Source organism: Mesorhizobium sp. C399B, assembly GCF_030323185.1.
GTDB lineage: Bacteria > Pseudomonadota > Alphaproteobacteria > Rhizobiales > Rhizobiaceae > Mesorhizobium.
In genome coordinates, this window is the sequence record NZ_CP100472.1 from 1,952,906 (window position 1) to 1,970,834 (window position 17,929).

The 17,929-nt window shown below is 63.6% G+C and carries 20 protein-coding genes; 11 read left to right on the plus strand and 9 right to left on the minus strand.

What is annotated here, in order from left to right:
- Positions 1 to 177 precede the first annotated feature (177 nt).
- The 10 genes from NLY36_RS09190 to NLY36_RS09235 all read left to right on the plus strand — a co-directional run bounded on the left by NLY36_RS09190 (position 178) and on the right by NLY36_RS09235 (position 10,192).
- Positions 178 to 846 (plus strand): response regulator transcription factor, encoded by a 669-nt coding sequence (locus NLY36_RS09190; protein WP_023683295.1) that lies wholly within the window; start codon positions 178 to 180, stop codon positions 844 to 846.
- 91 nt (positions 847 to 937) lie between these two features.
- Positions 938 to 2,191 (plus strand): flagellar hook protein FlgE, encoded by a 1,254-nt coding sequence (locus NLY36_RS09195; protein WP_023691731.1) that lies wholly within the window; start codon positions 938 to 940, stop codon positions 2,189 to 2,191.
- 176 nt (positions 2,192 to 2,367) lie between these two features.
- Entirely contained in the window at positions 2,368 to 3,822 is a 1,455-nt protein-coding gene (gene flgK, locus NLY36_RS09200; protein WP_023735027.1) for a flagellar hook-associated protein FlgK, read from the plus strand.
- A gap of 3 nt (positions 3,823 to 3,825) precedes the next feature.
- Positions 3,826 to 4,869: a flagellar hook-associated family protein gene (locus NLY36_RS09205; protein WP_023683291.1), complete on the plus strand. Its 1,044-nt coding sequence runs from the start codon at positions 3,826 to 3,828 to the stop codon at positions 4,867 to 4,869.
- Positions 4,870 to 4,899: 30 nt separating this feature from the next.
- A complete protein-coding gene (gene flaF / locus NLY36_RS09210) occupies positions 4,900 to 5,247 on the plus strand; it encodes a flagellar biosynthesis regulator FlaF (RefSeq protein ID WP_023671893.1) in 348 nt (115 codons plus the stop codon).
- The gene (gene flbT / locus NLY36_RS09215) at positions 5,244 to 5,687 is read left to right on the plus strand and encodes a flagellar biosynthesis repressor FlbT (protein WP_023695743.1); all 444 of its coding nucleotides are present in this window, start codon (positions 5,244 to 5,246) and stop codon (positions 5,685 to 5,687) included. The genes flaF and flbT overlap by 4 nt, the downstream gene beginning before the upstream one ends.
- Positions 5,687 to 6,094, plus strand: coding sequence for a flagellar hook assembly protein FlgD (gene flgD, locus NLY36_RS09220; protein ID WP_023671895.1), 408 nt, complete (start codon positions 5,687 to 5,689; stop codon positions 6,092 to 6,094). Before flbT ends, flgD begins: the two co-directional genes overlap by 1 nt.
- A gap of 24 nt (positions 6,095 to 6,118) precedes the next feature.
- Positions 6,119 to 6,385, plus strand: coding sequence for a flagellar biosynthesis protein FliQ (gene fliQ / locus NLY36_RS09225; RefSeq protein WP_023671896.1), 267 nt, complete (start codon positions 6,119 to 6,121; stop codon positions 6,383 to 6,385).
- Between the two features lie 71 nt (positions 6,386 to 6,456).
- On the plus strand, positions 6,457 to 8,325 hold the full coding sequence (gene asnB, locus NLY36_RS09230) for an asparagine synthase (glutamine-hydrolyzing) (protein WP_023735028.1): 1,869 nt from the start codon (positions 6,457 to 6,459) through the stop codon (positions 8,323 to 8,325).
- A gap of 223 nt (positions 8,326 to 8,548) precedes the next feature.
- A complete protein-coding gene (locus tag NLY36_RS09235; RefSeq protein ID WP_023671898.1) occupies positions 8,549 to 10,192 on the plus strand; it encodes an MFS transporter in 1,644 nt (547 codons plus the stop codon).
- Between the two features lie 23 nt (positions 10,193 to 10,215).
- On the opposite strand, the gene NLY36_RS09240 is transcribed toward NLY36_RS09235, so the two are convergent.
- From NLY36_RS09240 to NLY36_RS09275, 8 genes are all read right to left on the minus strand, one after another.
- Positions 10,216 to 10,584, minus strand: coding sequence for a cupin domain-containing protein (locus NLY36_RS09240; RefSeq protein ID WP_081725355.1), 369 nt, complete (start codon positions 10,582 to 10,584; stop codon positions 10,216 to 10,218).
- A gap of 58 nt (positions 10,585 to 10,642) precedes the next feature.
- Complete coding sequence (locus tag NLY36_RS09245) at positions 10,643 to 12,028, minus strand: NAD(P)/FAD-dependent oxidoreductase (RefSeq protein ID WP_023710965.1); 1,386 nt, start codon at positions 12,026 to 12,028, stop codon at positions 10,643 to 10,645.
- Positions 12,029 to 12,063: 35 nt separating this feature from the next.
- Positions 12,064 to 13,179 carry an ABC transporter ATP-binding protein gene (locus NLY36_RS09250; RefSeq protein WP_023735029.1) on the minus strand — a complete coding sequence of 372 codons (1,116 nt, stop codon included), beginning with the start codon at positions 13,177 to 13,179 and terminating at the stop codon, positions 12,064 to 12,066.
- Entirely contained in the window at positions 13,176 to 13,973 is a 798-nt protein-coding gene (locus NLY36_RS09255) for an ABC transporter permease (RefSeq protein WP_023671902.1), read from the minus strand. Before NLY36_RS09255 ends, NLY36_RS09250 begins: the two co-directional genes overlap by 4 nt.
- Positions 13,973 to 14,845: an ABC transporter permease gene (locus NLY36_RS09260; protein ID WP_023671903.1), complete on the minus strand. Its 873-nt coding sequence runs from the start codon at positions 14,843 to 14,845 to the stop codon at positions 13,973 to 13,975. Before NLY36_RS09260 ends, NLY36_RS09255 begins: the two co-directional genes overlap by 1 nt.
- A gap of 22 nt (positions 14,846 to 14,867) precedes the next feature.
- On the minus strand, positions 14,868 to 15,944 hold the full coding sequence (locus NLY36_RS09265; RefSeq protein ID WP_023686368.1) for an extracellular solute-binding protein: 1,077 nt from the start codon (positions 15,942 to 15,944) through the stop codon (positions 14,868 to 14,870).
- A 37-nt stretch (positions 15,945 to 15,981) separates the two neighbouring features.
- Positions 15,982 to 16,635: a helix-turn-helix domain-containing protein gene (locus NLY36_RS09270; RefSeq protein WP_027049833.1), complete on the minus strand. Its 654-nt coding sequence runs from the start codon at positions 16,633 to 16,635 to the stop codon at positions 15,982 to 15,984.
- A 71-nt stretch (positions 16,636 to 16,706) separates the two neighbouring features.
- On the minus strand, positions 16,707 to 16,991 hold the full coding sequence (locus NLY36_RS09275; protein WP_023671906.1) for a hypothetical protein: 285 nt from the start codon (positions 16,989 to 16,991) through the stop codon (positions 16,707 to 16,709).
- A gap of 170 nt (positions 16,992 to 17,161) precedes the next feature.
- On the opposite strand from NLY36_RS09275, the gene NLY36_RS09280 reads away from it, so the two are divergent.
- The gene (locus NLY36_RS09280; protein ID WP_155921527.1) at positions 17,162 to 17,476 is read left to right on the plus strand and encodes a hypothetical protein; all 315 of its coding nucleotides are present in this window, start codon (positions 17,162 to 17,164) and stop codon (positions 17,474 to 17,476) included.
- A gap of 39 nt (positions 17,477 to 17,515) precedes the next feature.
- Here the strand turns inward: NLY36_RS09280 and NLY36_RS09285 are convergent, their stop codons facing one another.
- Positions 17,516 to 17,815 carry a putative quinol monooxygenase gene (locus tag NLY36_RS09285; protein ID WP_023671907.1) on the minus strand — a complete coding sequence of 100 codons (300 nt, stop codon included), beginning with the start codon at positions 17,813 to 17,815 and terminating at the stop codon, positions 17,516 to 17,518.
- Positions 17,816 to 17,929: the final 114 nt, after the last annotated feature.

Below are 17,929 nucleotides of genomic sequence, written 5' to 3' on the forward strand. Positions count from 1 at the left end.
GTGACGTGCCACGTCACCCGTTCGGCAACCAACGATACAACCTCCTGATTGCGGTTATTTCGAAACTCGAAATAACTCCCAAGAAAATAGCTACAAGAAATGATGGTTGTTCAGGATTCCCGGCACCGGTTACGGCTCTTCCCACGGGGCAGATGATCTGATTCGGAGGCGGGGCCGATGATTGTAATCGTTGACGAGCGTGAGCTCGTAACTGAAGGCTATAATTCACTTTTCGATCGTGAGGGCGTCGCCTGTGCAGGCTTCGCGTCCGGTGAATTCGGCGAGTGGGTGACATCGGCCGCCGACACGGATTTGCGATCGGTCCGAGCCTTCCTCATCGGCGACTGCCGCGAAGGCGCCATCTCGCCACGCCAGATCCGCGACCGCACCGGCGCTCCGGTTATCGCGCTCAGCGAACAGCACTCGCTTGAAAATACGCTGCGGCTGTTCGAGAGCGGTGTCGACGACGTCATCCGCAAGCCGGTCCATATCCGGGAGATCCTGGCCCGCATCACCGCCATCCGCCGCCGCGCCCATGAGGACGTCAGCTATACCGAGATCGGCGCCATGCGCATCTTCATGGACGGCCGCGATCCCGAGATCGATGGCCAGCCGTTGCCTCTGCCGCGCCGCGAACGCCGCATCCTCGAATATCTGGCGAGCAACCGCGGACGCCGCGTCACCAAGACCCAGGTCTTCAACGCCATCTACGGCATCTTCGACGAAGAGGTCGAGGAGAACGTCGTCGAGAGCCACATCTCCAAATTGCGCAAGAAGCTGCGCGAAAAGCTCGGCCAGGACCCGATAGATTCCAAGCGCTTCCTTGGCTACCGGCTGGTGTTCTGATGGCGGTCTGCGCCAGCCTCGCGCAAGACAGAAATTATATCCTCGCGACCACAGATGGGCCCAACGATGTTGGGCATTGAGGAGACGTTCGATGAGCCTTTACGGAATGATGCGGACCGGCGTTTCCGGCATGAACGCGCAGGCCAACCGCCTTTCGGCCACAGCCGACAACATCGCCAATTCCGACACCACCGGCTACAAGCGATCCTCGGCCGAGTTTTCGACGCTGATCATGCCGCAGGTCGGCGGCGCCTATAATTCCGGCGGCGTCAACACCACCATCCGCTCGGCCATCAGCGCCCAGGGCGTGCTGCAGTACACGACCTCGGTTTCCGACCTTGCGGTCAACGGCAACGGTTTCTTCGTCGTCCAGGACCCCAGCGGAACGCCTTTCCTCACCCGCGCCGGCGCATTCGTTCCCGACGCTCAGGGCAGACTGGTCAACGCCGCCGGCTACCAGCTGATGGCCTACAGCTACGCCAACGGCACACCGGCTGCCACCGCCAACGGTTTCGAAGGGCTGGTGCCGGTCCAGATCTCCGACCAGGAAATGACCGCGACGCCCAGCACCGCGGGCAACTTCAACGCCAATCTGCCGGCCGGCGCCACGCCGCCCGCCGGTCCGCTGCCGTCCACCAACAGCCCGACGGCGGAATACACGTCGAAATCCTCGATGGTCACCTACGACAATCTCGGCAACAAGAAGCTGCTCGACCTCTATTTCACCAACACCGGGACCGGCACCTGGTCGGTCTCTGTGTTCGACCAGTCCCAGGCGACGCCGGGCACATCCTTTCCCTATACGGGCGGCGCGCTGGCCACGGCCAACCTGACCTTCGACACCACCACCGGCAAACTCACCGGCGCCGTCGATTCGATTACCATCCCCGTACCGGGCGGTGCGTCGCTCGACCTCGATTTGTCCAAGCTGACTCAGCTCGGCACCGGCTTCACGGTCTCCGAAGCCAAGGTCAACGGCAACGCGCCCAGCACGATCGAAAAGATCCAGATCGGCGAGGACGGAGTCATTTACGCCCAGTATCAGGACGGCTCGACCAAGCCGCTGTTCAAGATCCCACTGGCCGACGTCCAGAGCGCCGACAACCTCACCGCACTGCCTGGCAATGTCTATGCGCAGTCCACCGACTCCGGCACCGTGCGCATCGGCTTCGCCAATGAAGGCAAGCTCGGCAGCATCATCTCCGGCGCGTTGGAAAATTCCAACGTCGATATCGCCGAGGAATTGACCAACATGATCGCGGCGCAGCGCAGCTACACCGCTAACTCGAAAGTGTTCCAGACCGGTTCCGACCTCATGGATGTCCTTGTCAACCTGAAGAGATAAACGACGGGCGCCAGGGGAATGAACCCAAACCAGAGCAGCGCGGTGCGCGGATTTCGAATTCAAGGCCACACCGGCAAACCGGCCGGGGTGGTCTGGAATTGCAGGTTTCCGAACGCCGACGCCGCCGACAGGGCAGAGACGTCATCCCCTCCCCACTGGCCTCGTGAAAGACCCGCATGTCGCTGACTTCCGCATTGACCATAGCCCAACAGTCGCTTCAGACCACATCGAAGCAGACCAGCGTCCTTTCCCGCAATATTGCCGACGCCAGCAACCCCGACTATGCCCGCCGCACGGCGGTCGTCGTCAGCAGCGCGCCCGGCGCCCGCTCGGTCGAGATCCAGCGCGCCACCAACGCCCTGCTGTTTCGCCAGAACCTTAGCGCGCAATCGGCATGGAGCGGCCAGAGCACGCTTTACAGCGGAATTGACCGCCTCGCCGTTGCCGTCAACGGCGTCGACAACGCCTCCTCTGCCTCGACCGCGATCGGCAAGCTGCAGAACGCGCTGCAGCTTTACGCCGCTACGCCATCCAACCAGAACCTCGGCTCCAGCGTCATCGACGCGGCCCAGCAGGTGGTGCGCGCTCTGAACGACGGCACCAACGCGATCCAGGATTTCCGCACCCAGGCCGATGGCGAGATATCAACGGCGGTTAACGATCTCAACTCGCTGCTTAGTCAGTTCCAGGACGCCAACAAGGCGGTCATCTCCGCAACCCGTTCGGGTACCGACGCATCCGACGCGCTCGACCAGCGCGACGCTTTGCTGAAGAAGATCGCGGACTATGTGCCGGTGTCGACCTTCACGCGTGGCGACAACGACATGGTCATCACCACCAAGGATGGCACGACACTGTTCGAGACCATTCCGCGCTCGGTAAGTTTCACCCCGTCGGCGGGCTACACGGCCGGCACACCAGGCAACACCATCTACATCGACAATGTGCCGGTCAGCGCCGGGGCTGGCGGCAACACCAGCGCCGACGGCAAGCTCGCCGGGCTCATCACCTTGCGCGACGGCGTCGCGGCGACGATGCAGAGCCAGCTCGACGAAGTGGCGCGCGGCCTCATCACCGCCTTTGCCGAAACAGCACCTTCGCAGCCCGACCGAACCGGCCTGTTCACCTGGTCGGGTGCGCCCGCCATTCCGGCCGCCGGCACGCTGATCGACGGGCTTGCCGGCTCGATCAAGGTCAACGCCGCAATGGACCCGAGCGTCGGCGGCAATCCGGTGCTGCTGCGCGACGGCGGCGCCAATGGTGCGGCCTATATCGCCAACACCGCCGGCGACGCCTCCTATTCGCAGCTCTTGATCGGCTATGGCGACAAGCTCGACAAGCCGATGCCTTTCGACGCTGCGGCCGGCATCACCGTGACGTCCAGCGTCTCCGACTACGCCGCCAATGCCATTGGCTGGTTCGAAGGCCAGCGCCAGCAGGCCTCGAGCAATGCAGACGCCAAGGAAGCGCTGGCATCGCGCACCGCCGAGGCGCTGTCCAACGACACCGGCGTCAATGTCGACCAGGAGATGTCGCTGCTGCTCGACCTCGAACACACCTATCAGGCCTCGGCGCGCATGATGAAAACCGTCGACGACATGCTGTCGGCCCTGCTCGATGCCGTGGGATAAGCCATGAAAGCCACATCCGTCTCCTCAGCCGCTCTCTCCAACGCCGCGCGCTATCAGCAGATGCGCATGCAGGGCGAACTGGTCAAAGCCACCAAGGAATCGACGACCGGCACCGTCGCCGATGTCGGTCTGGCGCTCGGCGCGCGCACCTCGCAGGCGGTCACCTTCTCGCGCGACCTCGACCGGTTGAACGTCATCATCGATTCCAATTCGCTGGTCACCGCTCGGCTGTCCTCGACGCAGGCTGCGCTTGGCCAGCTTTCCGACACTGCGCAGAATTTGCTGACCGCACTGACCGCCGCCGGCAATTCCTCGAGCACCATCACGCAGCAAGCCGGCAAGGCCGCCGTGCAGCAGATGACCTCTATCCTCAATGCCAGCGTCAACGGCGAATATCTGTTTGCCGGCACCAACACCGACGTCAAGCCGATCGACGATTTCACCGCCGCCGGCTCGCCGGCCAAGGCGGCGTTCGACGCTTCCTTCTCGTCGTATTTCGGCTTCACGCAGACCGATCCGCTCGCCGCCAACATCACCGCCGCCCAGATGGACGGCTTCATCACCAGCAATGTCGTGCCGCAGTTCATGGGCGCCGGCTGGCAGGCCAACTGGTCGAACGCCACCGACCAGCAGATCGTCAGCCGCATTTCGCTGGGCGAAACCACCCAGACCTCGGCCAGCGCCAATGAAGACAGCATCCGCAAGCTCGCCATGGCTTCCGCCCTGGTCACCGGCCTGCTCTCCGGCAACATCAGCCAGGCGGCGAAGACCACCGTCGTCGGTCGCGCCCAGGCGATGGTCGGCGAGGCGCTGGGCGGACTCGGCCAGTTGCAGGCCGAGACCGGCCTTGCCGAGAAGCGTGTTTCCGACGCGAGCGACCGCATGAAGACGCAGGTCGACCTGTTCGAGCGCCATATCCTCGATCTGGAGGGCGTCGATCCGGCCGAGGCCGCCACCCGCGTCGCGGATCTGACGCAGCATATCGAGACGTCCTTCGCGCTGACGGCGCGCCTGCAGCAGATGAGCCTGCTGAACTACCTGACCTGACAATCTCAACCGCAACGGTAGAGCCAAACGATGTACCAATTCTCCTACGCCGACATCCAGACCGACTCCGTTGCCGATGCGAAAGATCGCGAGCGGCAGCTTTTGACCCGCTCGATCGAAATGCTGGCGGCGGCGGCGGCGGTCGGCCACACCTCGATGGAGGCGGTCGAAGCGCTGCACTTCACCAACCGGGTCTGGACCACCTTCGTCGAGGATCTCGGTTCCAGCGACAATGTCCTGCCCAAGGAACTGCGCGCCAACCTCATCTCCATCGGCCTGTGGCTGCTGCGCGAGGCCGAGGACATCCGCCAGGGCCGCACCGACAATTTCGAAGGGCTGATCGAAGTGTCCCAGATCATCCGGGACGGCATTCAATGACCAACACGCTGAAGATATCGCTGAAGCCGAACGAGAAGATCTACATCAACGGCGCCGTCATCCGCGTCGACCGCAAGGTCACCGTCGAGCTAATGAACGACGTACAGTTCCTGCTCGAGAACCATGTCATCCAGGCCGACGATGCCTCGACGCCGCTCAAGCAGCTCTATTTCATCCTGCAGGTGATGCTGATGAACCCGGCCGGCGCCATCGAGGCGCGCGCCATGTTCCGCCGCTCGCTGCCCTTGCTTTTGGCAAGCTTCGAGGATGAGCAGATCAGTGGCGCGCTGAAGCAGATCGACCGCATGGTCGGCGAAGACCATATCTATGAAGCGCTGAAGGCTATCCGCGCGCTTTATCCGCTCGAACGCCGCGCACTTGGCGGCAATGACGATGTTCTGGGTGCGAAGCGCCCGCTGGCCGTGGGAGCACAATACTGATGAATGTGGACATGACGACGACGATCCCCACGGGCGCCAACCAGGGCACCCAGCAGACGTCGAAGACAGCGGTCGACTACCAGTCGTTCCTGAAGCTGTTGATCGCCGAGATGAAGAACCAGGATCCGACGAAACCGATGGATTCGACACAGTATGTCGCCCAGCTCGCCACCTTCTCGCAGGTAGAGCAATCGGTGCAGACCAACACCAAGCTCGACCAGATCATGCAGTCCTCGGCGCTGTCGCAGGCCGATGCCTTGATCGGCCGCTCGATCACCTCGGCCGACGGCAAGACGACCGGCGTCGTGGCCTCGGTCAAGCTTGCAAGCAACGGCGTGATCGCCGTGCTGCAGAACGGCACCGAAGTGCCGGTCGGCGCGGGCGTTTCGATAAAGCCGGCCAGCTAGACAGTTCCATAGAGGCGCGCTCACATGAACGAGGCCGACGCCCTAGACATCGTCCAGTACGCGGTATGGACGGTGCTTGTTGCTTCCGCGCCGGTGGTGCTGGTCGCCATGGTGGTCGGCATCGGCATTGCCCTGATCCAGGCCCTGACCCAGATCCAGGAAATCACCCTGACCTTCGTGCCCAAGATCGTCGCCATCATGCTGGTCGTGGCGCTGACCGGTCCGTTCATCGGCAGCCAGATCTCGGCCTTCACCAACGTCATCTTCGAGCGCATTGAAAACGGGTTCTAGGCAGCGCTTGCAGGCGGCTGTGTTCCGGCTAGATTGCAGGCCATGACTCAGGCAGAACTCACCGGCAGGCCATGTGCGGAATAGCCGGCGTCTGGCGCAAACGAAACCCGATCGACGCCAACGACCTGTCGGATGTCGCCAGCATGATGCAGGCGCTGGTACATCGCGGCCCCGACGATCATGACAGCTGGCACAACAATCGGCTGGCCCTCGGTCACCGCCGACTTACCATCATCGATCCCTCGCCCGCCGCCCGTGAGCCGATGCTGACTTCTTCCGGCGATGGCGTTCTCGTCTACAATGGCGAGGTCTACAATTACCGCTCGTTGCGCGAAACGCTGCAGGCGCAAGGCGTCGTCTTTCGAACCATCTGCGATGCCGAAGTGGTTCTCGAAGCCTTGCATCACTGGGGTCCCGAAAAAGCCGTGCCGCTGTTCGACGGGATGTTTTCCTTCGCCTATTTCGACGCTCGCAGCAGTGCGCTGTGGCTTGCGCGTGACCGTCTTGGAATCAAGCCGATGTCGGTGGCCGACACGCCGGAGCGAATCCTGTTCGCCTCGGAGGACAAGGCGATCCTCGCCTGCGACGGTTTTCCGCGCGACATCGACAGCCGCGAGATCACCTTGCGGCTTGCCTGGCAGAGCCGCGATTCCAGCTACAGCCTGTTCGACCGCATCGAGCGCCTGCCGCCCGCCGGCCTGTGGAAGATCACCGATGGCGTTATCGAGAGGCGCCGCTTCTGGCATGTGCTGGACGTGCTGGAGACCGCGCGCATTACCGGCGATGCATCCGCTGATGCTGAACACATGGCGACGCTCGAGGCGTTGCTCAAGGACAGCGTCGGACTTCACTGCATCGCCGATACCAGCGTTGCCACCGCCTGCAGCAGCGGTGTCGATTCCGGCCTGATAACGGCGCTGGCAAAGCGGTTCAGGCCGGAAGTCCACGGTTATGTCGTCGACCCGCAGCTCGGCAACAGCGAGGCCGAAGACGCCGAACGCACCGGCCGCCATGTCGGCGTGCCCTTGCGCCGGGTGCAGGTCGACAGGAACCGGTTTTTCGAACTTTGGCCAAGGGTAATCTGGCATCTTGAAAGCGATGGCTGGCACGCCAGCCATGTCGCGCTGCTGGCGCTTGCCGAACAATGCCGGGCCGATGGCGTCAAGGTGCTGCTCACCGGCGAAGGCGCAGACGAATTGTTTGGCGGCTACCCATTGCAGGCCTTGAGCATGAAGAAGTGGCGTTCCTGGTCGTGGCCCCGGCGCCTGGTCCATTCGAAGCGCTCGCTCGACCGGAGATTCGAGCAACAGCGTCATGCCCCCTACAAGGTCTCGGCTGGAAGCCACTCACAAATGGATCGCAGCATGGTCCTGCGTGCTTTGTCGCCGGAGCTGAATTTCCTGCAAACCGAGATCTTCGACCGGCTGGAGCCGGTGACGCCGCCCGCCGATCGCGCCTTTCTCGGTAGTTGCCTCTACGACCTCTATTCGCATCTGCAGGACATCCTGCACCGGCACGACCGGCTGAGCATGGCGGCGTCCGTGGAACTGCGGGTCCCGTTCCTGGAAAACCGGCTGATCGACTTCGCCATCCATTTGCCGAGGCGGCAGAAATACCGCGACAAAACAGGAAAATGGCTTTTGCGAAAGATCGCTGAAAAGCACATTCCGCGCCAGAACGTCCAGGCGCGCAAGATCGGCTTCGAGATGTCGTCGCAATTTTCGGCCGGCACGGAGACTTTGCTACGCGGCGGTTTCCTGCGCGATGCCTTGAAATGGCCCGCCGCGAATTTGGAGGACATGGTCCAGTTGGCGCGGCGCGAGCAACCGTCCAGGCTGCGGCTTGTCGGCATGGAGCTTTTCCTGCGCCTTCACGCCGGCGGCGAGACGACAGGCACGCTGACCGAAGCCTTGCATACCGCTGCCCGGGACAGAAGCTGACTTCGCGCGCGGCCGACAGCCCCGCGCAGTGGACCAATGAGAACATCGCTCTGGGTAGCGGACCATTCCCGGCTGACGTATTTTCGCCTTGCTATCCTGTTGTTGGACCATGATCTTTTTCGAAGACGCGTTCGCCCTTTTGGATGTCGTGCTCTATTTCAAACGGATGCCATGATTGTCGTCCCCGCGGACGAAACCAGCACGTTAAGGTGGGACAGGTCTGATGATCGATGACGAGCCGGACAGCGAACGCGTTTCGGCGCTGGCGCCGTTCCGGCACGGCATCTTCCGCGCCGTCTGGTCGGCCAGCCTGGTGTCGAATTTCGGTGGCCTGATCCAGGGCGTCGGCGCCGCCTGGATGATGACCACCATCGCCACGTCGCCCTATCAGGTGGCGCTGGTCCAGGCCTCGGCCACTCTGCCGATCATGCTGTTTGCACTCGTCGCCGGCGCCATCGCCGACAGCTTCAACCGGCGCAAGGTGATGCTGATCGCCCAAATCTTCATGCTGGTCGTCTCTGCACTTCTAACGCTGTTCACCTGGAACGGCTGGATGACGCCGTGGACGCTGCTTGCCTTCACCTTCCTAATCGACAGCGGCACGGCGCTCAACAACCCGTCCTGGCAGGCATCGGTCGGCGACATGGTGCCGCGCAACAAGCTGCCGGCCGCGGTTGCACTCAATTCACTGGGCTTCAACCTGACACGCAGCGTCGGCCCGGCGATCGGCGGCATCATCGTTGCCGCCGCTGGTGCGGCTGCTGCGTTCGCCGCCAATGCGCTGAGCTATATAGGTCTCATCATCGTGCTCTTCCGCTGGAAGCCGGAGCTGCCGGTCTCGACGCTGCCGCGCGAGACGCTGGGCGCCGCCATGGGCGCCGGCCTGCGCTATGTCGCCATGTCGCCCAACATCGGCAAGGTGCTGGTCAGGGGCTCCGCCTTCGGCTTCAGCGCCGGCGCGGTTTTGGCGCTGCTGCCGCTGGTGGCGCGCGACGTCGTCAAGGGCGATGCCTTGACCTACGGCATCATGCTCGGCGCCTTCGGCATCGGCGCCGTCGGCGGCGCGCTGATAAGCGTGCGTCTCAGACAATTGCTGTCCAGCGAGACGATGGTGCGGATGGCCTTCGCCGGCTTTGCCGTCTGCGCCTTCAATGCCGCCATCAGCCTCAATGCCTGGCAGACTGCGGCGGGTTTGCTCATCGGCGGCGCCTGCTGGGTGATCGCGCTGTCGCATTTCAACGTCACGGTGCAGATGTCGACGCCGCGCTGGGTCGTCGGCCGGGTGCTGTCGGTCTACCAGACGGCGACCTTCGGCGGCATTGCGCTGGGCAGCTGGATCTGGGGCGTCGTTGCCGATGCGCATGGCGCCGAAACCGCGCTGATTGCGGCGGCCATCGCGATGCTTGTTGGCGGCGCCATCGGCCTGTTCCTGCCGCTGCCGCAGCAGACGACTCTCAACCTCGACCCGCTCAACCGCTTCAAGGAGCCGCATCTCGGCCTCGACCTGAAGCCGCGCAGCGGCCCCATCGCCATCATGATAGAGTACATTATCCGCGACGAAGATGTACCCGAATTCCTCGCCACCATGGCCGAGCGCGGGCGCATCCGCCGCCGCGACGGCGCCCGCAACTGGACGCTGGCTCGGGACCTAGAAAATCCCGCAGTCTGGATCGAACACTACCACACGCCGACCTGGCTGGAATACATCCGCCACAACCGGCGCGCCACCCATGCCGACGCCGTCGTCGGCGAGCGGGTGCGGGCGCTGCACAGCGGCGACGAACCGCCGCGCGTGCGCCGCCTGATCGAGCGCCCGACAACCGCCGGCACCGCGCTGGTCTCGCCGAAGGGGCCGATCGATCACTGAGCTCGCCATAGCCGTAGCGCCGGTCAGCCGGCGCTCTGGATCATGTAGAGCTTGCGCGTGGTCTCGCGTATCAGCCACTCGCCCTTCCAGCCCTGCGGCAGGACGAGGAGATCGCCCGGACCGAGTTCCCGCACCTCGCCATCGATGCGGCTCAGTTCCACGCGCCCCGAAATGATGTGGCAGATCTCCGACGAGTCCGAACGATCGGCGGTGAAGCGGCCGGGCGTGCATTCCCAGATGCCGACATCGACAGTCCCGTCAGGCGATTGAAAGAACGAGCGCACGGCCTCGACCTGATCGCCTTCAATCGAGCTTGGCTTAGGAGAGAACGCGCCGATCTCGGCCTTGGCGAGATCGTGGAAGGTCGAAAGATCGATCAAGTCTAGCTCCATGGATAAGAGCAATTCCAGGAAAGGGGTCTGCCCCGGAATTGCGTGAGAACAAATGGCTTTAGTGGCCGGTGATGCTGTCGGCCAACGCGGCCAGCTTCGAGGTGCGCGCAAGCCCTGCCGCCTCGCGGCCATCGGCAATGCGATAAAGCTGGTACATCGAATGCACGCCCAGCCAGCGGAAGGGCTCCGGTTCCCATGGCCTGACCTTGCGGTTGACCCAGGGCAGCTTCGTCAGCTCGGTGTTTGCCCCGAGAACAAGGTCAGCCAGCGTGCGCCCCGAAAGGTTGGAGCTGGACACGCCGAGGCCGACATAGCCGCCGGCCCAGCCGATGCGGGTCGCGGGATCGAGGCCGACCGTGGTGCACCAGTCGCGCGGCACGCCGAGCACGCCGCACCAGGCGTGATCGATGCGGCATCCCTTGGTCTGCGGCAAGAGCGTCGTCAGGATCGTGTGCAGCTGGTCGATCGTGGCCTGCTGCGTCTGGCCGTTGACGTCGGTGCGCGAGCCGTAGCGATAAGGCACGCCGCGTCCGCCCATCGTGATGCGTCCCTCACGCGTGCGCTGGGCATAGCAATAGGCATGCGCCGCATTGCCGAGCAGTTCGTGCCCTTCCCAACCGATGTCGCGCCACAGGTCGGGCGGCAGCGGCTCAGTCACGATCTGCGCGCTGTTGAGCGCCAGCCAGGTCCGCTCCTCGCCGGGGATGCCTGATGTAAAACCCTCGGTCGCGCGGATGATCGTCTCCGCCTGCACCGTACCGCGGTCTGTCGTCACGCTGCCCTTGGCGATGCTTGTCACCGTCGTCTTCTCATAGATCGGCACGCCCAGCCGCTCGACGGCATCGGCAAGCCCACGCACCAGCTTGGCCGGCTGCACCCGCGCCTGGCCATGGACGACGAAGCCGCCCATGACGTTACGGATGTTGATGCGCGTGCGCGTTGAGGCGGCGTCCAGCATCTCGACGCGGTTCGGGTCGACATCCCAGGAACGGATCGTCTCGCATTCTTCGCGCACGCGCTCCAACTGCGCTGCGTTGGTGGCCACCGTCAGATTGTCGACGCGGCGAATGTCGGCGTCGATGCCTTCCTCGGTCGCGACCCGGATCACTTCATCAACGCAGCCTGCCATCGCCGCCTGCATCGCCATCACGCCTTGGCGGCTCGATGTCTTGAGATATTTTTCGCGCGACCAGCTGAAGCCGCCCGACAGCCAGCCGCCATTGCGCCCCGAAGCGCCGAAGCCGGCAATTTCGCGCTCGACGATCACGACGCGCAGCGATGGCTTCGCCTTTTTCAGATAGTAGGCGGTCCACAGGCCGGTATAGCCGGCGCCGACAATGGCGACATCGGCCTCGATGTTTCCAGGCAAGGGCGGGCGCGGAACGGGAACCGCCCCCAGATCCGCATACCAGAACGATATGTCGCCGTTGCGCTTGGCTTGCATGGAATGACTTTCAGATGGGATCAGGCCAGATGGGATCAGGTGAGTGTGGTCTCGGCGCTTGCGTCGTCCGCCAGCAGCTTGGCGTCGCTGCCGTCGAAGCAGAGCTCGACCTTGTCGCCGAGGCCAAAACTCTCGCCGGTCACCGGTGAGCGCACGATCGCGGCCGAGCCGTCGGCGAGCTTAACTTCGTATTTCGATTCCGAGCCGAGATAGATGGCTTCCGCGATCGTCCCCGACAGGCGGTTGGCGCCATTGGCAGCACTTTGGCCGGCTCTTTGGATCGCGAGCTTTTCGGGACGCAGCAGCATCACCGGACTGGCTTCTCCCGACAGCTTACGCGGTACCGTCACCGTCTCGCCGGCGATGCTCAGCGCGGTGCTGTTGCCATCGCTGCGCGCCTTGCCGCGCAGCACGGTGGAATCGCCGATGAAGCGGCCGACGAACAGCGTTGCCGGCTCGTCATAGAGCTGACGGCCGGTGCCGACCTGCTCGATGCGCCCGCGGTTGAACACGGCGATGCGGTCGGACAGCACCAGCGCCTCTTCCTGATCATGCGTGACATAGACGAAGGTGGTGCCGAGCTCGCGGTGGATGCGCTTGATCTCGAGCTGCAGCCATTCGCGCAGCTTCTTGTCGAGCGCGCCGAGCGGCTCGTCCATCAAGAGCAGCGGCGGGTCGAAGACGATGGCGCGTGCCAACGCCACGCGCTGCTGCTGGCCTCCCGACAATTCGCTGGGATAGCGATGCGCAAAATCGCCCATCTTGACCATGTCGAGCGCCCTTGCCACGCGTGTCTGCCGCGTCGCCTGGTCGACGCCGCGCAGCGTCAGCGGATAGGCGACGTTGCGGCCGACGCTCATATGCGGGAACAGCGCGTAGTGCTGGAAGACGACGCCGATGTTGCGCTTGTGCGCCGGCACGCCGACGACGCTCTTTTCCCCAACCAAAAGCTTGCCGCTGGTGACGTCGGTAAAACCGGCGATCACGTTGAGCGTCGTCGTCTTGCCCGAACCACTGGGGCCAAGCAGCGTCATGAACTCGCCGGGCTCGATGCGCAGCGACACGCCGTCCAGCGCCTTGAAGCCGCCATAGGCCTTGCTGATCGCTTCGAGATCGATCGAGGCGCCCTTGCTTGTCGGCTTCGGATTCATTGGCGTCCTTTCCGCTCGCGGCCAAGAAGGAGCATGCCGCCGGCGATCAGGATCGTGGTCGCGAAAAGCAGGATCGTGCCGACGGCCGCCACCGTCGGGTCGGCATCGCGCGTAATCGAGGCGAAGATCTGCACCGGCAATGTCTTGAGATAGGGGTTCGTGATGAACAGCGACACGACAATCTCGTCGAACGAGGTGGCGAAGGCGAACAGCAGGCCCGAGAGCACGCCCGGCGCGATCAGCGGCAGCGTCACCGTGCGAAACGTGGTCAGTGCGCCGGCGCCCAGGCTGGCTGCGGCTGTCTCCAGCCGGCGGTCGAACACTTCGAGACTGGCCGAGACCGCGATCAGCACGAAGGGCAGCGCAAGGATGGTGTGGGCCAGCACGAAGCCGAGCAGCGTCCCGACGAGCTGCGTGTCGAGATAGACGGCATAGATGCCGATCGCCAGCACCACGCCCGGCACCACCATCGGCGTCAGCATCAGCATACGCAAAAGGTTCGCCGGCCGCGCCTTCATGCGGTCGAGGCCGAAGGTGGCAAGCGTGCCGAGCACCGTCGCCAGCACCGCCACGATCGAGGCGACCTTCAGCGAATTCAGGAAGCTGTTCGACCAGTCCGGATTGGTGGCGAAATTCTGGTACCACTGCCAGGAAAAGCCTTGCGGCGGAAACGCCAGCGATTTGTTTTCGTTGAACGACATCGGCACCACGACCAGCGTCGGCGCCACCAGCCATATCGCCACCAGCAGGCAGACGAGCCCGAGAAGAACGCGGGTGAGCGGCTTCATCTCCATCAGCGCCGCCCCGCTTCCCGATGCCTGGACCGCATCACAGGTGCTGCCAGCGCCAGCAGCACGAAGGTGGTGACCAGCAGAACGACGCCCATGGCGCCGCCCCTGCCCCATTGCAGCAGGCTCAGCACCTGCGTCTGCACCAGCGTCGACAGCATGGTCGAGCGCGGGCCGCCGAGCAAAGCCGGCGTGATGTAGAAGCCGAGCGACAGGATGAAGACGATGACCGCGCCGGCATAGACGCCGGGCAGCGACAGCGGCAGATAGACGGTGAAGAACGCGCGCGACGGCCGCGCACCGAGGCTTTGCGCCGCACGCATCAGCCTGAGGTCGATGCCTTGCATCACGGAATAGAGCGGCAGGATCATGAACGGCAACAGCACCTGCGCCATGCCGATGACCACGCCGGTCTGGGTGCGGATCAGCTTGACCGCGCCGAACCCGACCGAGCGCAGCAACGAATTGATGACGCCCGAATCCTGCAGCAGGATCACCCATGACAGCGTTCGCACCACACCACTCACCCAGAACGGGATCAGCACGCAAAGCACAAGCACCAGCCGGACGCGCGGCCCGACCGCGGTCATCAGATAGGCATAGGGATAGGCCGCGATGACGCAGACCAGCGTCACCCAGGCCGAAATGACGAAAGTCCGCTGCAGCACTGTCAGGTTGACCGGCGCGCCGAAGAACCAGGCATAGTTCTGCAGCCCCCACTCAGGTTCCGACAGGCTGCGCAGCACGATGGTGAGCAGCGGATACCCGATCACCGCGACGAGCAGGATGAGCGCCGGCGCCGTGAGCGCGAACGGCCGCCATGCCCGACCCGACCGCGCATGGGCGGCGGGTTGGGCGATGGGTTCGGACGCGCTCACGGCCTGGCTCTCACTTGGCTGTTCAGTTGCCGGCCATCAGCGCCGACCACTTCTCCTGCGCCACCGGGAAGTTCTCGACCCAGAACTTGATGTTCTGCTTGTAACCCTGCTTCTGGCGCTCGGGCGTGTTGGTCAGGAAGGCGGCGACCGACGCATCGACCTTGGGCTGCGCGTCATTGTTGATCGGCGTATAGGAGGTCTGCTGCGCCAGGATCTCCTGCGCCCCCTTGCCGAGATAGGCATTGAGCAGCGCATAAGCCGCATCCGTATCCTTGACGCCGACCGGAATGGTCATCTGGTCCATCACCACCAGCCAGTCCTGCCAGGCCGGCGCATATTTGGCGCCGTTCTTCACCGCCGTCATGGCACGTCCGGTCCACATCATCAGCATGTCGGCTTCGCCAGATTCGGCAAGCTGCTGCGATTCAGCGCCGGTCTTCCAATAGATCGTGTCGGGACCGAGCTTGCGGATGACATCGATGGCCTTGTCGATGTCGGCCACCGTCATCGCCTTCGGGTCGCCGCCAGAGGCCTTCAACGCCTGCTCCAGCAGGCCGCCCGTCGGGTCGCCCGAACCGTCGAGCGCGCGCGTGCCGGGGAATTTTGCCGTGTCGAAGAAATCGGCCCAGTTCTTGGGCGGGTTATCCCCATACTTCTCCTTGTTGTACATCAGCACGACGCCGTAGTTCATGGCCGGCACCGAGCATTCGCCGACCTGGCCCTCGGGCACCTTGGAGACGTCGAGCTTGCTGAAATCAAGCTTCTGGAACAGCTTGCCGCAATAGACGTAAGGCGGCAGGTCGGCGGTGTCGACGACGTCCCAGGTGACGTTGCCGGATTCGACCTGCGCCTGCAGCTTGGCGATCTCTGTCGGCCCGTCATTGAGCAGCGTGGCGCCGGACTTTTCGACGAACTCCTTGAGCGCGGCGGCCTGGCCGTCCTGGTAGATGCCGCCATAAGAGACGAGCGTCAGCGTCTTGCCCTTGAGCGAGCCTTCCTTGACCTCACCCGCGACAGGCTTTTCCTGCGCGAACGCTGCGGTTGCCAGAACGCCGAGCGCCAGCACGGCGCCAAGGCCAAGATGTCTTGTTTTCAGCATGATTATTGTTCTCCCATTTGACCCGCATGGATTGAACCTACCTGGCTGCGAGCGGTTTCCAGGCCCTGTATTGATCGAGTTCGGCGCGCACCGAAGTCGGTGGCGCAATGATCCACATCACCTCGGCTCGGCCACTGCCGATGTTCTCTGAGCGATGTGCTGTCGATGTCGCGTATTCGATGCTGTCGCCCTCTTCCAGCACATGCCTGACATCGCCGAGCGAAACCTCGACGATGCCGCGCAGCACGACGAGCATCTCGTGCGCGTCGCCATGGGTGTAGAGCGCTGGGCCGGTCGAGCCGCCGATTTCGAACTCGCCGACATAGACTTCCATGTCGCTTAAAGGGGGACGCGAGAGCAGCATCTTGCGGCAGCCGTCGCTGGGCGGCAGGCTCGGCCGCTCGCTGCGCAGCAAGACCCCGCGCTGCCCGGCGGCACTATCCTCGAACAGCATCGCCACGCTTACACCCAGCGCCGAGGCCATCTGGTTGAGCGAGGCGGTGCTGGCGCCGGTCAGGCCGCGCTCGAGCTGGCTGATGAAGCTGGCGCTGGTCCCGGTCAGCTCGGCGAGTTCGCGCAGCGAAAGCCGCCGGCCGAGACGCAGGCTCTTCAGCCGCTGGCCCAGCATCTGATGGGCATGCGTCGCCGTCGAGGCGACGCCATTCTTGACCGGAGCCTGGTCGGTGCTCATCCCGTCTTTTTCTCCCACTGAACAATTTGTACAGTGACACTGTACACGTGGCAAGCGCCGAGTAGGGACATTTAAGATGCCGGCCGAGGCCTAGTCTTCGCCCGGTCGCGCCGCGCCTTGTCGAGTTCCTCCGCGTAGCGCCGCATCAGATGGCCCTCGGTCAAAAGCCCGACAACGGCCCGGTTGTCGAAATTCTCGACCACCGCCAGTTCCTCGGCGACGGCGCGCTGGATGGTTTCGGCGGTGGACCGGACGTTCATGGTCGGCACCAGCACCGCATGCCGGAATTTGGCCGGCGCCAGCACCGGCGTCTCACCATCGGACGGATCGCTGTGCAGTTCGGCGACGATCAGCACGCCGACATAATGCCGGCTGCTTGCGGCGCCATTCTGGCGCTGAGGCGCAGTCAGGCTTGCCGCCCCGCTTCAATTCCCCGCGAGCGTGTCGAGGTATATGAGCGATCGCTTACGCAATCGACGCAGCTGTGTTATTTTTGGCCGTCTCTATTTCCCTCAAGGAGGAGAAGATGAGTGCGCGGGGATTTTTTTCATTAGCTGTTGGCATGATTTTTTTGAGCTCGTCTGCGGTGAGCAATTCAAGCATGGATATGCCGGTTAGGTCTGTTGTGTCACACCCGATGTCTCTTTTTTTGGCGGGAGGCAATCCGGAAAACCAAAGCCGGCCGGCAAAGGAATTTATCCAGACTGCACAACAAGATGTTTGCTGTCCCGGCGGCTACCCTTGGTATCGCAATTCGACGAACACCTGCTACGGCAGCTATGAAGACTGCCACGATACCGATGGCGGCGGATGGTCCTGCAGACAGGTCAACGCCTGCTAGATTTTCTTGGGCCCACGCCTTCTTGACTGTGCCCGGTCCTCAGATCGGCTTCGGCTCGCCGGCCTCATAGAGCATGAGGTTGCGCTCGCCTATGCCGAGCGATGCCCAGCTCGCCCGCCAATCGGCGATGTGAGGCGAGCGGAAATGCGCGTCGAGCGCGGCCCTGTCGCTCCACACCTCGGTTACATGGATGAGCCCGACGTCGAGCACGTCCTGCGCGTAGGAGTATTCGATGCAGCCGGGCTCCGCACGGCTGCCCAGTATCATGCGCCGCATGGCCGGCCTTGCCTCGTCGAGCAGTTGCGCAGGCAGGCGAATGGTGCCGATGATCACCAGCATGATCTCTCTCCTCAAGGCCTCTGTCGTCCTGGCAAGTAACCAGTCCTCCCACCCTCGCGCAAGCTTGACCGGTTAGGCTCGAAGGGCTGTCGCGTGCTCGGCAGGCTTGTGATT